General features: G+C 66.8%; 11 protein-coding genes. 3 read left to right on the forward strand and 8 right to left on the reverse strand.

Annotated features, from left to right (window positions below; all coding sequences use genetic code 11):
• Positions 1 to 169 precede the first annotated feature (169 nt).
• Together AC5ZH6_RS00845 and AC5ZH6_RS00850 are read right to left on the reverse strand one after the other, a co-directional pair.
• A complete protein-coding gene (locus tag AC5ZH6_RS00845; RefSeq protein ID WP_496168183.1) occupies positions 170 to 1,333 on the reverse strand; it encodes a GIY-YIG nuclease family protein in 1,164 nt (387 codons plus the stop codon).
• On the reverse strand, positions 1,326 to 4,076 hold the full coding sequence (locus tag AC5ZH6_RS00850; RefSeq protein WP_496168184.1) for a helix-turn-helix transcriptional regulator: 2,751 nt from the start codon (positions 4,074 to 4,076) through the stop codon (positions 1,326 to 1,328). Before AC5ZH6_RS00850 ends, AC5ZH6_RS00845 begins: the two co-directional genes overlap by 8 nt.
• Before the next feature lie 139 nt (positions 4,077 to 4,215).
• Here AC5ZH6_RS00850 and AC5ZH6_RS00855 point away from each other — a divergent pair, with 139 nt between their 5' ends.
• Both AC5ZH6_RS00855 and AC5ZH6_RS00860 read left to right on the forward strand, forming a co-directional pair.
• Complete coding sequence (locus AC5ZH6_RS00855; protein ID WP_496168186.1) at positions 4,216 to 4,524, forward strand: hypothetical protein; 309 nt, start codon at positions 4,216 to 4,218, stop codon at positions 4,522 to 4,524.
• 74 nt (positions 4,525 to 4,598) lie between these two features.
• A complete protein-coding gene (locus AC5ZH6_RS00860; protein ID WP_496168188.1) occupies positions 4,599 to 5,834 on the forward strand; it encodes an alpha/beta hydrolase family protein in 1,236 nt (411 codons plus the stop codon).
• Here the strand turns inward: AC5ZH6_RS00860 and AC5ZH6_RS00865 are convergent.
• On the reverse strand, positions 5,828 to 6,412 hold the full coding sequence (locus tag AC5ZH6_RS00865; RefSeq protein ID WP_496168189.1) for a cysteine hydrolase family protein: 585 nt from the start codon (positions 6,410 to 6,412) through the stop codon (positions 5,828 to 5,830). The genes AC5ZH6_RS00860 and AC5ZH6_RS00865 overlap by 7 nt on opposite strands.
• Before the next feature lie 165 nt (positions 6,413 to 6,577).
• Between AC5ZH6_RS00865 and AC5ZH6_RS00870 the strand changes: the two genes are divergently transcribed.
• Complete coding sequence (locus AC5ZH6_RS00870; RefSeq protein ID WP_496168191.1) at positions 6,578 to 7,882, forward strand: lipase family protein; 1,305 nt, start codon at positions 6,578 to 6,580, stop codon at positions 7,880 to 7,882.
• Positions 7,883 to 8,147: 265 nt separating this feature from the next.
• On the opposite strand, the gene AC5ZH6_RS00875 is transcribed toward AC5ZH6_RS00870, so the two are convergent.
• The 5 genes from AC5ZH6_RS00875 to AC5ZH6_RS00895 all read right to left on the reverse strand — a co-directional run bounded on the left by AC5ZH6_RS00875 (position 8,148) and on the right by AC5ZH6_RS00895 (position 13,022).
• On the reverse strand, positions 8,148 to 8,570 hold the full coding sequence (locus AC5ZH6_RS00875) for a LuxR C-terminal-related transcriptional regulator (protein ID WP_496168193.1): 423 nt from the start codon (positions 8,568 to 8,570) through the stop codon (positions 8,148 to 8,150).
• Between the two features lie 110 nt (positions 8,571 to 8,680).
• Positions 8,681 to 9,739, reverse strand: a complete 1,059-nt coding sequence (locus AC5ZH6_RS00880) for a DUF8320 family protein (protein WP_496168194.1) — start codon at positions 9,737 to 9,739, stop codon at positions 8,681 to 8,683.
• Positions 9,736 to 10,971: a sensor histidine kinase gene (locus tag AC5ZH6_RS00885; RefSeq protein WP_496168195.1), complete on the reverse strand. Its 1,236-nt coding sequence runs from the start codon at positions 10,969 to 10,971 to the stop codon at positions 9,736 to 9,738. Before AC5ZH6_RS00885 ends, AC5ZH6_RS00880 begins: the two co-directional genes overlap by 4 nt.
• Positions 10,929 to 11,528 carry a LuxR C-terminal-related transcriptional regulator gene (locus AC5ZH6_RS00890; RefSeq protein ID WP_496168196.1) on the reverse strand — a complete coding sequence of 200 codons (600 nt, stop codon included), beginning with the start codon at positions 11,526 to 11,528 and terminating at the stop codon, positions 10,929 to 10,931. The genes AC5ZH6_RS00885 and AC5ZH6_RS00890 overlap by 43 nt, the downstream gene beginning before the upstream one ends.
• A 156-nt stretch (positions 11,529 to 11,684) precedes the next feature.
• Positions 11,685 to 13,022 (reverse strand): cutinase family protein, encoded by a 1,338-nt coding sequence (locus AC5ZH6_RS00895; protein ID WP_496168198.1) that lies wholly within the window; start codon positions 13,020 to 13,022, stop codon positions 11,685 to 11,687.
• Between the last annotated feature and the right edge of the window lie 8 nt (positions 13,023 to 13,030).

Raw genomic sequence — 13,030 nt, forward strand, 5'->3', positions numbered from 1 at the left:
GGGGCACATGGCAGACACCCTTCTAGTCCTCCTCGATGAACTCGACCGCCGTCGGGTGCTGGTCGAGTACGACGGACCGATCACCGACGATGAGGGGCGGCCGCTGGAGTGAGACGAGCGGTGGCTGGCGGATGTCGGCCGGTATCCGAATGCCAACCAGCCGCCGCGGTCAGTGTGGGGAGCCGAAGGTCGCGGGCGTCCACCGCGCAGCTCTGTCCAGCGCGCTGTCGGCGAGAAGAACGTTGTGGGCGTCGCGGTATCGCCCCGCGACCCGCCCTTTGCGCATCCGGTCGAGCGCGAACCGCGCCACTGCCTGACGTACCTCGGGCGAGGTGGTCATCACTTCGATGAAGCTCTCGACCGACGTGAACTCGAGCCCTTCCTCATTCGGAGCTCCGATGGCATGCACGAGCCCGCGACGTTTCATGCCCGATCTCCAGTTGCGCAACCAGGTGCGGGCCGGCGGTAGAGACGGTGAGTCCGCACCCACGTAGATCGAGGTGCGTTTCTTACGGGGATCGTGATGTGCGTAGAACATCTCCAGGTACCCCATGTTGAGGGTCACGATCCTTTTGTCTGACCATTGTGGAAGGCATGTGAGACTCCAGTATTCGTTCTCCGTCTCCTCCGGGAACGGTGTGCACGCCCGGAGGTAGAGCGACAGGGCGTCGAGTACGTCGTCGGCGAACGGCAACTTGACGAACTTCTCGAAGCGCTTCCGCGCGCGTGCCTCGTCGGACGCGGTGCGGGAGAGCGCGTGAGAAATGCTGCTGTTCTGGCCGACAGGATCGTGGAACCACGCTTGTTGACGTTCGACGGAGATCTTGTCGTCGAAGACCGATGCCCCATGGATGACGGCGCTGTGCTCACGGTTGAATACGGTGAACCCCTGCGCGAGAGCATCGTGAATGAGGTCGCGTTCGATGTCGCGTAGCGCGCTCCGGTTGCCTGCGTTGGCGCGATAACGAAAGCGTTGGATGTTTGCCTCAGGGTAGTTGGCGACGTGCTGACGAAGCCGTGTACACACTGAGGCGTTCGAGATGCCGATGTAGATCTCGTGCTTCTCGGACTCCCACATGTAGAGGCCCACCGGCGGTTTGGAACTTCGCTTGCGCAGCGCCCTCAGGGACGCCTCTGACATCTCTGTGGCGGACCCGAACTTGTTTCGGTCGGCCCACTTCGCAATCGCTGGGTCGGGCTGCCAATCCGGAATCAGGTGGTTTGCGAACTTCGGCACGGAAAAATGGTAGACAGCCTTGCGGCGATGTGTGCGGCTGTCTTGTCGTCTGACCGAGGGAATTCGGCCCGATTGCCGACCCACACCCTCAATCATGTTGACGCGTCGTCACATACGCCGCGAGCTCGACGCGGGTCCGCAGGCCCAACTTGGTCAGCGCGTGCGAGACGTGGGTTTGCACGGTGCGGGTGGAGATCACCAGCTGACCGGCGATGTCGGGTCCCGAGGCGCCGGTGGCCACCAACTCGGCGACCGTCCGCTCCGTTGGGGTCAAGGACTTCCACCCGTGGGTGGGCCGTTCTCGAATCTTGCTCGGATCCAACCGCAGGCCCATGGGCCGCAGGCGGGAGGCGATGCGCGTCGACACCGTTACCGCACCCATCCCCTGAGTCAGGGCCAGCGCCGACCTCCCGTACTCCCGGGCCTTGTCGCGGTCACCGAGAGAGGCTGCTGCGCAGGCGATCTCCTCGAGAGCCCAGGCTCGTAGCAACTGGTCGCCTGCGGTATGAAACGCCTCCGCCGACTCCACGCCGACCCCGATCAGCGCGTGCAGGTCGACACGCCCGAGCGATGCAGCGCATCGGTTGAGCGCCAGCGAGATCTGTGCACTCGCATAGGGTGTGGCGGGCTCACCGAGATCCTCGAGGGTGTCGGCCACCATCTCCAGAAGCGTCAGGTCCTGTGCTCGGGTTCCCACTCGTGCGCAATCCATCGCCACGGCAGGCACATACGCGTACAGCCGCCGCGACACCGCATGCGTGAAGACCGCTCCCATGCCCGCGGCGGCTGGTCGTGGTTTGCGGCGCGCCTCGAGCAGGAGGTTCGCCACGCGCGCGTGGATGTCGATCCCGAACTGGTCGGGCAGACCATTGCCCGCCCACGCCTCCAGGCGGCTCGACGCCGCGGCGAGGTCACCACGCAGCACGTCGACCAGGGCACGCCCACCGTCGGCGATGGAGGTCCAGCCCATGTCGGCCGACGCCGCGAGATCCAGTCCGGCGTCCCACGTTGCTGCTGCGTCGTCGAGACGGCCGAGGCCGAGTTCGATTCCGGCGTTGGTGAATTCGTGATAGGCGGCCATCCAGTCGGTGCCCCGCGCGGTACGCAGGTGTGTCATGCCGGTCAACAGGTCGGCCGCTGCCGCCGGGCCACGAGCGTAGAGCTCGATCAGCGGCGGCCAGATGTCGGCCGACGAGGTGGTCAGCGTCCGGTTGGTCTGGTCGGGCGTCTGCTGTGCCGATGCCCGCAAGGTCAGCTCGAGGCCTTCGTCGAGATGACCGGTGAGGAACAATCGCAGTCCCTCCGAGGTCAGCGCCGGCGCGGACAGCGTACCGAGATCGGTGGCGGCGTCGAAGAACGGCTGGTCGGGTACCGGGGTGGAACCCTCCAACAGATCGACGTGTCGGCGCAGGGCCTGCAGGCGTTGGGCCACATCGTCATCGACGGGCAACGTGAGGGTGTCGTCGATGAGATCGCGCGCGCTGCGGGTGTCGCCGCGGGCGATGTGTGAGAACAACTGCACGGCGCGCAGTGAGGCGAATTCGTCGAGGTCGGTGGTGTGTATCAGGCCTTCGGCTGCGGCGTCGGCGGCGCGGTTGAACTGGCCCGTGCGTGCTAGCGCCACCGCCAGGGGCAGATGCACTCCGGCCGACCCGGTGGTGGTGGCAGCGGGACGGCCGGCGAGGGTGTCGAGGAGGTCGACGGTCACCGCGGGGGTGTTCTCCAACTCGGACCGCGCGCGCTGCACCGCGGTGCGCGTCGCCTGCTCGTCGGTTCCCGACGCCAGCCGGTGATGGGCCTCGCGGTGCGGATTGGCTGTAGTTTGCGGGAGATCGGCAATCGCGTCGTGCAGGACCGACCGGAAGGGCGGGGCGAGATGCTCGTAGGTGACCTCGGCGTAGAGGTCGTGCGTGAAGGCCAGGGTGCCGTCGTCGGCGGCGACGAGGATGCCGGCATCGACGGCCGACTGGGCGGCGGCCACCAACGATGCGGGGCGGCTGTCGTCGATCGCGGCGAGGTCGGCGAGAGTGGCCGGGGTACCCCAGACCGCGAGTCGTTGGGTGAGGTCGCGAGCCTGCGGGTCGAGTAGGGCGAGATGCTCGGCGACGGCGTCGCGGTCATCACCGGGATGCGTGACCGTCGCATCGTGGGACACGCCGACCCGGCCGCCGGATACGCGTAGGCCGCCGGAGTGTACAAGGGTGCGGAGCAAGGAGATTGCGTGCAGCGGATTACCGCCCGCGGGCGCGAGAACGGCGACCAGGGAGTCGTCGGGTTCGGCGCCGAGAATGTCACGACACAGATGGGCGATCTCCTTGTCGCGCATCGGCGGCAACGACCACTGCGCCACCTGCGGTCGGGCGATCAGCCGGGTCAGCAACTCACGCTCGGGCAATGGGCGGCGCCCCACCACCAGGACGAGTGGCAAATCCCTTGCCGCCCTGGACAACTGTGACAACAGCTCCAGCGACGAGGCGTCGGCATGCTGCGCGTCGTCGAGAAACAGGACGAGCGGACCGTCGGCGCATAGCTCGTCGACCTTGGCATACAGCACGTCGGCGAAGCCGTCGGGGATCGTCGCAGGCAGGTCCACTCCCACCAGGACGGCGGCCACCATGAACGGTTGCCGCCACGACAGGTCGTCGGCGCAGGCGTATCGGCTGCGCACGGTGAGTTCCGACCGCAGCAGGGCGAGGGTGTGCGACTTCCCGGTGCCCGGACCGGCGGTGAGGACCAAGGTGGTGGGCGCCGAAGATGACGTCCCGGCGACGGCCGTGGCGAGCGCGGCGCGCATCGCATCGATCGTCGCCCGACGATCCGGCCTGTGCGTTCGCACCATGAACTCAGGTTAGTGCGCAGCAGTCGTGGCGGGCGGTGGCACGAAAATCTCGGTCATTGCGCAGATGCCTGGCACCGGCGCCGTGACGGACAGTGAGAGCACCGATCAACTGCCCTCCCGAACAGGAAGAACCACCGTCATGACGAAGACCATCATCCGCGCCCTCGCCGCCACCGCACTGACAGGCGCGGCCTTTCTGGGTACCGCGGGCGTGGCGTCGGCCAACCCGGTCAACGTGTCCAAGCCCCCGACGCCGCCGTGGTCGCGCACCGCCGACGGCCTGACCTACTGCTTCGAGGGGCACTGCCTCAACTGGGACAAGACCGGTCATTACGTGTGCCAGACGGGCGTCCCGAGTGGAGGAGTTTGCGACGCCATCATGGTCGTCGTCCGCGCGCTGCCGCCGACCAACATCGGTGACCTCGTTCCGCACAACATCATCAGCTGATCGTCGGCGGTCGCCGGACACCAGCTTTGCCCCCCCACCGGGGGTACCCACGAGAGAGAAAGTGCTCACCCGCCATGCACACTCCGCATGCCATCCACACCGCCTACGGCAACGGCTTCTACAACGACGCCGGCCGCGACTTCGACGTTCGCTGTCTGCTCGGCTACTGCACGTCGGGCGCCGCCGATGCGGGCGAGATCTTTGCCACGATCAACGGCATCGGCGACGGTCACGAACGCGACTGGTTCACCGCCTGGCACAACCTCGGCCGCCGACTCCGCAGCGAGGCCGACACCTCCGCGGCATCCGGATACCACTACAGCGCGGCGTTCGCCTACCTGCGGGCCGCCACCTATTTGGCGCAGGCCTTCGCCGCGCTCGAAGGCATCGCCGACGACGACGAGCGGATGTCCATCTTCGCTGAACACCGGGCCGCGTGGGAGAAGTTCATCGACCACGGACCGTTTGACGCGCAACGACTTTCGATCCCGTACGAGAACACCCGGCTACCCGGCTGGTATCTCTCGCCGGTCGGTGCGGGCGACTCGCCGCGACCGACACTGGTGATGGTCAATGGCAGCGACGGCGCCGTCACCGGCCAGTGGTCGGCGGCCGCGCACGGCGCGCTCGCCCGCGGCTATCGGGTGGTGATGTTCGACGGGCCCGGCCAGCAGTCGATGCTCTTCGAGCAGGGCCTGCTGTTCCGCCCGGACTGGGAGGCCGTGCTGACGCCGGTCACCGACGTCGTCGTCGGACTCCCCGGAGTCGATCCCCGCCGACTCGCCGTGTACGGCATCAGCCAGGCCGGCTACTGGGTACCTCGCGCATTGGCCTACGAACATCGGTATGCCGCGGCCATCGCCGACCCGGGTGTGGTGCGGGTCGAGACGTCGTGGCTGGAGAACGTCGGGCACTCGCTGGCCAAGAAGATCGCCGAGGGCAAGGACCACGACTTCGACCAGATGATGGCCATCGGTATGAAGATGAGCAAGTCCACCAAGAAGATGTGGGACTGGCGTGCACGACCCTACGGCCAAGCGGGCTACGCGGCCACGATGAAAGCCGTTGCGCGATACACACTCACGCCCGAGGTCGCCGGTTTGATCCGGACACCGATGTTCATCACCGCACCCGAGGACGAACAGTTCTGGCCCGGACAATCCCAGCAGCTGGCCGACATGTCCGGCGGTGCCACCACCCTCGTCGAGTTCACCGCGGCCGAAGGTGCCAGTTGGCACTGCCAGCCCATGGCGCGTGCGCTCACCGGCCAGCGGATGTTCGACTGGCTCGACGAGCAGATCGGTCACTGAGGGCGGGTGACACCTGTGGGGATGAGCGCGAGAACGTCTGCTGTGGAACCGGTCTCGGCGATCTGCGGGAAGATCGACTCGACGCTGTGCGCGTGACGCTCAGCGCTCGAGTCGGTCATCGCATCCGTCGGCAGTGACACATGGAAGCCCGCTTCGTGGGCGTCGCGGGCGGTCGACTCCACCCCCGCGCCGCTGGCGATGCCGACCACGACGACCTGCGTGACGCCGCGCGCCCGCAGTGTCTCGACGAGCCCGGTACCGACGAAGGCGCTCCGCGAGTGTTTGGTGACGACTATGTCGCCGGGCTCGGGAGCGAGTTGATCGATGAACTCGGTGGCCTCCGGTGCGATGGTGCGCGCCGGCTGCCCGGCGTTGCGGTCGGTCCGGCCGGGCGGAATGCCCGCGACGTTGACCATCACCACTGGCAGATCGTGCGCGCGGAAGGCGGTGACCAGCTCGCCGATTCGCTCGATGACCTGCGCCGTCGGATGCGGCGCCAGATCGTCACGGAATGCGATCCCGCGCTGCATGTCGATGACGATCAGCGCGGTCATCGGGTCGAGAGTGGTCATGGTCACGATGGTTCTCCTTGCGTGCGCGTCGACTCGTCGAACCTGAAAGTACGCCCTGAACCTGGCAATGCTGGAATGGCTGTGCGGCCCCCGACCGTTGAAGAACGTAGAGGGCACCTGCACCCGTCTGACCTGGCGTGCGGGTGCCGCGACACGGAAAAGAGGTGTGTGATGGTTGCCGACCTGAGCACGGCGAATGCAGCGGCACGCGGCGCGGACGTCGTGGACGAGGCTCCTGCGCCGATCCTGCCCACCGAGGACGATTTCTACGACGCTCCGGAGGGCTTGGAGAGCCTGACACCGGGCGAGATCATTCGGACGCGGCAGGTGGAGCTCAAGGACTTCTGGACCTCGCATCACCGCAACATGGGCTGGCAGGTGCTGTACCGCTCCACCGACCTCAACGGTGTGGCGTGCGTGGCCGCGACCACCATCGTCCTGCCGCGACGTCGAGCGACCGGGGCCAAGTTCCAGTTGCTGTCGTTCCAGTGCGCGATCGACGCCGTCACCTCGAGCTGCTTCCCGTCATACGCGTTGCGCAAGGGGACAGGCGCGCGGCGCGCGGTGGCGCCGTTCGAGTTCCTGGTGGTGCGGCGCGCACTCGCCAAGGGCTGGGCGGTGTCGATCCCCGACCACGAGGGCATGCTCGGTGCGTGGGGTGCGCCCCGCGAACCCGGGTATCGCACGCTCGACGGCATCCGCGCGGCGCTCGCGCTCCCCGAACTCGACCTGACCCCCGACGTGCCGGTCGGCATGTGGGGTTACTCCGGCGGCGGCCTGGCCACCGCGTGGGCTGCCGAAATGGCACCGACGTACGCGCCGGAACTGAACCTGATCGGCGCGGTCCTCGGCTCGCCGGTCGGTAACATGGCCTCCGCGCTACTGCGCCTCAACGGGGGATTCCACGCCGCGCTGCCGATCATGGTGATCGCCGGGCTGCGGCGCGTCTACCCCGCGCTCGACGCCGCCATCAACGAGCACGCCACCGAGGCGGGTCGGCGCAACCTCGACGCGATCGCGCGCACCGGAACACCGGAAGCATTGCGCGAATTCAAGAATCACGACATCGACGACTATCTCGACATCCCGGTGGCCGACATGCTCGCGCAACCCGAGATCGCCGAGATGATGACCGACATCCAACTCGGCAGTCACACACCGACCATCCCGCTGCTGGTGGTGCAGGCGGTGCGCGACGAGGTGATCGACGTCGACGACATCGACAGCCTGGTCGAGCGCTACCGCGAGAACGGGGCGTCGGTGACGTATGTGCGTGATCAACTCAGTGAGCATTTCTCGCTGCTGCCGCTCTCGGGGCCGCTGGCGGTCTCGTGGCTCTCGCACCGGCTCGCCGGCCGGCCTGCCCGCGACCGCACAGTGACGTCTGTTGCCGGACAACCGGAACCGCGGTTCTCGCGGCAGTGGGTGACCGGACCGTTCCGTAAGGCCGAGACGGTGCCGACGCCGAAGGCGTGAGATCACTCGATTCCGAAGCGGCGCTGGAGAAGTCGTTCGCGGCTGCGCCGGTCTGCGAGTGCCAGCATCCCGATTCTCCGGTGTGGGTGGGCTAGATGCGGTCGAATGGGCGACCACACGGAGGACCAGATTGGATTTCCCCCGGCCGCAGTAAATGATTGCGAGCGTGTACGTACGCCCTGACAAGCGCCGCGTGCTGACCGACGCCCACGGTCAGCACGCGGCGCTGCTGTGTCAGTCCATTTAGCACGCGCGGATTCGCGTGTTACCGAACGCAGGCGCCGAGGCCGGGCGCTGGGTCGTCGTCGGGGGCGAGTTGTTCGAGGTTGCAGTAGCCGTCCTGCAGGGCGCGGATGAGTAGTGCGGTTTTGCTTGGCGCGGGGCGCCCGATGATGCGGTACTTGGTGCGGATGCGTGCGATGTGGGTGTTGACGGTGGACGAGCTGAGGAACAGTTGTTGGGCGGCTTGTTCTTTCGAGTCGTGGGTGAGCCACACGACGAGGACTTCGACTTCGCGCTTGCTGAGCTGGGGGCGTGGTCGCGGGGCCGGTGTGTTCGCGGGGACCATGGTTGTCGCGCGCAGGTGGGGTGCGTGCGGCGCAACGGTGTGCTGGAGGGTTACGCGGTGGGTGTTTGTGCGGTGGTGGGTCGTGCGCAGAGTTGTCGCATGCAGAGGGGTCACTGTCATCGCCGTTGTGCTCCTGCCGGGATCTTGTTGCGGGGGTGCAGATCACGTTAGGAGAGGCTGACAACTCGGACCAGACAGATCTTGGGGTGGCACCCGTGCGGGGGGCACGGTTAGTTCGGCGAAATGGGCGGGGGCGTGTGCTCGCGGCTGTCGGCGGTGTCGGTGGGGATTTCGACGCGGTGTGTGCCGATGTCATCGATGGTCAGGACCGAGGCGATGGTTGCGCGTCCGGTTGGCCACATACGGATACAGACGCGGCCGTTGGTGGCGTGTTGGAGTGCTTGTTCTGCTGCGTTGTGGACCGCGGTGATCACGGCGGGGTCGTGGTCGGGGGTGCCGGAGTCGTCGAGGATGACGACTTCAACGCCGCGGGCGCGGGCCTTGTAGGCGGCGTCGTCGAGTTCGAGTGTCGAAAGGATCGGTGCGCGGAGCCGGTCTCGGAGATGAGCTTCGAGTAGCGCGCATTGTTCGCGTTCCTCTGTGGTGAGTGGTTCGCCGCTGGCGATGCGTTCGAGCATGGGGCGGGCGAGGGCGTCGAGGTGGCGTACTTGGCGGCTGCGTTCGTCGGAGGCGGCGTTCTGTGCTGCGACCTCGGCGATGCGGGCGGTGGTGTGCGCGCGGAGCGTGAATACCGACTTTGCGGTGGGCCGCAGGGTGAAGGACAGTAGTGCGGCCATGGTCAGTGGTGCAGCGTCGATGGCGACGAGATTGATGCCGTAGGCGGCGCCGTGGCCGGTGCTGCCGGCCCAGTACGCGAAGGTGCCCGCCATCCCTGCCAACCCTATCCACGGGGTGATCCGGCGGCCTCGGACGTTCATGAAGCAGTAGATGGTGGTGCCGCCGCCGTGAATCCAGGTCTGCAGAGTTGATCCCAGCACTCCGGGGGTGACTGAGAGCAGCAGTGCGCAGGCGATGGGCCCGGACACGGTCAGCGCCAGAGTGGGCCACAGCGGTAGTGGGTCGCCGGGGACAAAGACCAGGGTGAGGGTCGCCGCGATCAGGACCAGTGTCCCCGCCGCTGCGGGCCAGGCGGTGGTGAAGGTGTGCATCGTGGCGATGGTGACCACGATGATGGCCGCGATGTAGCTGGCCAGAATGAGTTGCGCTCCACGGGTGCGCATGCCGAGGAGGTCGCGGATGTCCTGTGGGCCATCGGTGATTGCGGTCATGGGTGGTGTGACCAATCGAGGGCGACTTGGGTGCCGTGGGCGGGTGCGGAGTCAATGACGGCTGTGCCGCCTATTTGTGCCATGCGCTGGCGGATGCTGACCGCGATGCCGAACCGGTCGGCAGGGACTGCATCTGGGTCGAAACCCGGCCCGTCATCGGCGACCGTCACGCGGAGTCGCCCGGGGGAAGGCGTGACCGTCACGCGGACGACGTGTGCGGTCGGGGCATGGCGGCTGCTGTTGCGGACGGCTTCGGCGGCAGCGGCGGCCATGGCACGCACGACGTGACCGGGCAACGGTGTGTCGTCGCCGGTGCCGGTGGTGGCGTCGACGAACTGGAGTCGGGGTGTGGCGGTTCGGGTGAGAAGCCGGATGTGGTCGACGGCGTCGGTCGCGGACATCGGCGCATCGGTGTCGTCGTCGACGCCGGTGCGCATCACGGCGAGGTCGGTCAGGGTCGCTTGGGCCTGGCGGGCGAGTTGGGGGGAGGCGCCCTGACGGGCGGCGGAGAGGAGGTTTGTCATGACACCGTCGTGGGTGAGTTGGTCGAACCGCACGCGTTCATCGGTGCGGGCTTGTGACGCGGCCGCCGCGGCGGTAGCGGCATAAGCCTGGGCTCGGGTGGCGTCGAGTACCGCAGCGGTGCGTAAGCCCATGACGGCGGCGGCGAAGTAGACCAGCGAGAACGCGAACGCCCACGCCATGTCAGGGATCAGGGGACCGTTGGCGGCAGGATTGCGAGCGGCGTGATTGATCGCAACTGTGGAGGTGACCACGATGACCAGGACGATGAACGCATACGAGGGTCGCAGGGCCAACGCTGCTGCGATCGCCGCCAAACCACAGAACAGGGAGAACCAGATACTGGTGGTTCCGGTCAGGTGGGTGCCGTTCCAGCCGAACCACCAGGTGGCGACGGCTGCAAGGTAACCGATCGTGGCCAGCAGAGCACCCAGGCGTAGCTGTTGTGCTGTCGCACGCCACGCCAACGGCCCCAGCGCGATTCCGGGTCCGAACACCACACACACCGCGGGGATCGTCCACCACAGGTGCATTACCGATAAGGAGGCGGCAATCGCCGGCAAAGTGAGCAGCAGATACGCCAGGTAGCCGCAGGCGACGAACTCCGCGAACTGTCGGATGAGTCGTTGCCCGGCTGTCTCGTCCAGGTCGGCAGGGGCGGAAGAGGCTATTTCTTGCGGCGGCGCAGGCGGCGTGGAAGAGGGAGCCATCCATCCTCTATCGCTCGAAGGGTCAAATGCTGCAGCGTTGGAGCCGGGCGGCCCACCGCGGCATACTTCAGGCGAATCCGGCCGACGTAGTCCTTGACCGTCTGCGTCGAAAGCTTCATCTCCTTCGCCACTCCTGCAGTCGATTCCCCGGATGCGTAGAGTTCCAGAACCCGACGAAGCTGCGGAGGAAGGTCGACGAAGTCCTCGTCGGCGTCGATCGCGGCCGCCCAGTCCACGGTGGGGGTCTCCTCACCAGCGAGGACCGATCGCAACGCTGACAGCAGGGTGGTGTCGTCGACGTTCTTACGTAGGACAGCCTTGACTCCAGCGCTGGCCGCCTGACGAACCAGATACGGTTCGTCACCCGAGGTGTAGGCCACCGCAGGGATACCCGCCTCGGTGAGGGTGGCGAGGTTATTCTGCGGCACCGAACCATCCTCCAATCGCAGATCGAGAATCACGAGATCGAGATCGCGGGTCTTGTCCAGTAAGTCCGGCACCGTTGCTGCCCCCGCCACGAACTGCAGGTCCGGCTGCTCACCGAGGATCGCTTTCACCCCGGTCACGATCGACGGATGGTCATCAACGACTCCTATTCGCGCACACCGACTCTGCCCCTCACCCACATCCATGCCCACATCATGGACCACGCCGCGCGGGCCGTCTTCGGATAGACCCGCAAAACCTCCACGCCGGGCCGCCAGGTCGTGGTGTTACGCATCAGGGGTGGAGCGTGGAACGATCTGGATGTAGTCGATGTAGCGGACGGTTTGACCGGTGCTCGCTGGTGTGTAGAGCATGTCGAACGGATAGATCCCGGGCGCGGCTGTGGGGGTTCCGGTCACGTCGATCTTGATCCCGGTGGCCGCCGAGGCGTTCTCTGTACGGGTGAGACGTAATCCGAGAGCGGCGACTGCAGTGTAGGCGTCGGGTGGGAGGTCCACCGTGCCATCGGGAACAGGGAATCCTTTACTCAGCGCAGCGGCATTGGAGTAGTCGGCTGCGACTGGAACGTTTTGGCGGACGATCAAGCAGACGGTGGGGGTCGGTGAGGCCTGCACGCGGCCGCCGCAGTCTCCGGCCGGATGGCCGTTCGGCTCGGACGGGGTGCTGGGCGGCGGAGTGGTGGTGGAAGGTGTTGTGGTGGTCGGCGATCCGGCCTTGACGATGTTGGCGACCTGGGTGGCGAGAGGTGTGACGGCGCCGTAATCGGTGTTCCGATAGAGGTACGAGTGGACGGCCACACCGCTTGCGACTGCGGTGGCCCACAAGAACTGGTTGCGGAAGGCGAATGCGGCGACGCCGGAGTCGCAGACGATGTCGCCGGTGAAGCACACGTCATACACCTTCGGTTGGACCGCGGCGGGCAGGGTTCTTCCGCTGGCGCCGGACAGTCCCCGGAACACAGGGTTCTGGGCGATGCCCTGGGACAGGAAGGTGGCCGCAGGGAACGTGTGGAACAGATTGACGTCGGCAGGCATCTTGTCGCCGTCACCGATGAGTAGCGCTCCGGCGATCCGGTCCAACAGGGCGGGATTGGCGGATTTTCCGCCTGGCGCGAGAGCTTCGAGGGCTCGGTGCATCACCATCGCGCCCTGGGAGAGGCCCATGAGGACGATCCGTGCGCCGGAGCACGCGGCGCCGGAGGCGTCGAACCCGCTCTTGATCTGCCTGAGCTGGTCGAGAGTGTTTGTCAGGCCCTTGTCGAGGCCCGCGAAGTACTGGGAGGGCCCGTTCGGGAGTTGTGCCAGCACGGACACGGCGGCGGCAGGATAGTCGACGGTCTGAGAGCGGACCTTGGTGATACCGCGGCTGCGGATCTGGGTGACGAAGTCGGAGTAGGCGTGGGCTACCTCGGTGCCGAGCCCGTTGAGGCCTTGCCCGCGTTGACCGGAGCCAGGGGCGCCTAGGACCACGACCTGGTCACCGCACGTCGCCGCGGCGGCAGGTGGCGGGTTACCGGCCAGCGCGGCGATCGTGGCCAGACACGTCAGGATCGCGATGAGCACGGCCGACTTGGTGCGCGAGATCCGTGGCGAAAGTAGCTGCATGCGGTGAT

This window comes from Gordonia sp. YC-XJ4 (assembly GCF_059511865.1).

Coding starts and splice junctions, on each gene's coding strand:
- AC5ZH6_RS00870 (WP_496168191.1), top strand. CDS start 6,578: ATGGTTGCCGACCTGAGCACGGCGAATGCAGCGGCACGCGGCGCGGAC.
- AC5ZH6_RS00875 (WP_496168193.1), bottom strand. CDS start 8,570: ATGACAGTGACCCCTCTGCATGCGACAACTCTGCGCACGACCCACCAC.
- AC5ZH6_RS00855 (WP_496168186.1), top strand. CDS start 4,216: ATGACGAAGACCATCATCCGCGCCCTCGCCGCCACCGCACTGACAGGC.
- AC5ZH6_RS00850 (WP_496168184.1), bottom strand. CDS start 4,076: ATGGTGCGAACGCACAGGCCGGATCGTCGGGCGACGATCGATGCGATG.
- AC5ZH6_RS00845 (WP_496168183.1), bottom strand. CDS start 1,333: ATGATTGAGGGTGTGGGTCGGCAATCGGGCCGAATTCCCTCGGTCAGA.
- AC5ZH6_RS00880 (WP_496168194.1), bottom strand. CDS start 9,739: ATGACCGCAATCACCGATGGCCCACAGGACATCCGCGACCTCCTCGGC.
- AC5ZH6_RS00895 (WP_496168198.1), bottom strand. CDS start 13,022: ATGCAGCTACTTTCGCCACGGATCTCGCGCACCAAGTCGGCCGTGCTC.
- AC5ZH6_RS00860 (WP_496168188.1), top strand. CDS start 4,599: ATGCACACTCCGCATGCCATCCACACCGCCTACGGCAACGGCTTCTAC.
- AC5ZH6_RS00885 (WP_496168195.1), bottom strand. CDS start 10,971: ATGGCTCCCTCTTCCACGCCGCCTGCGCCGCCGCAAGAAATAGCCTCT.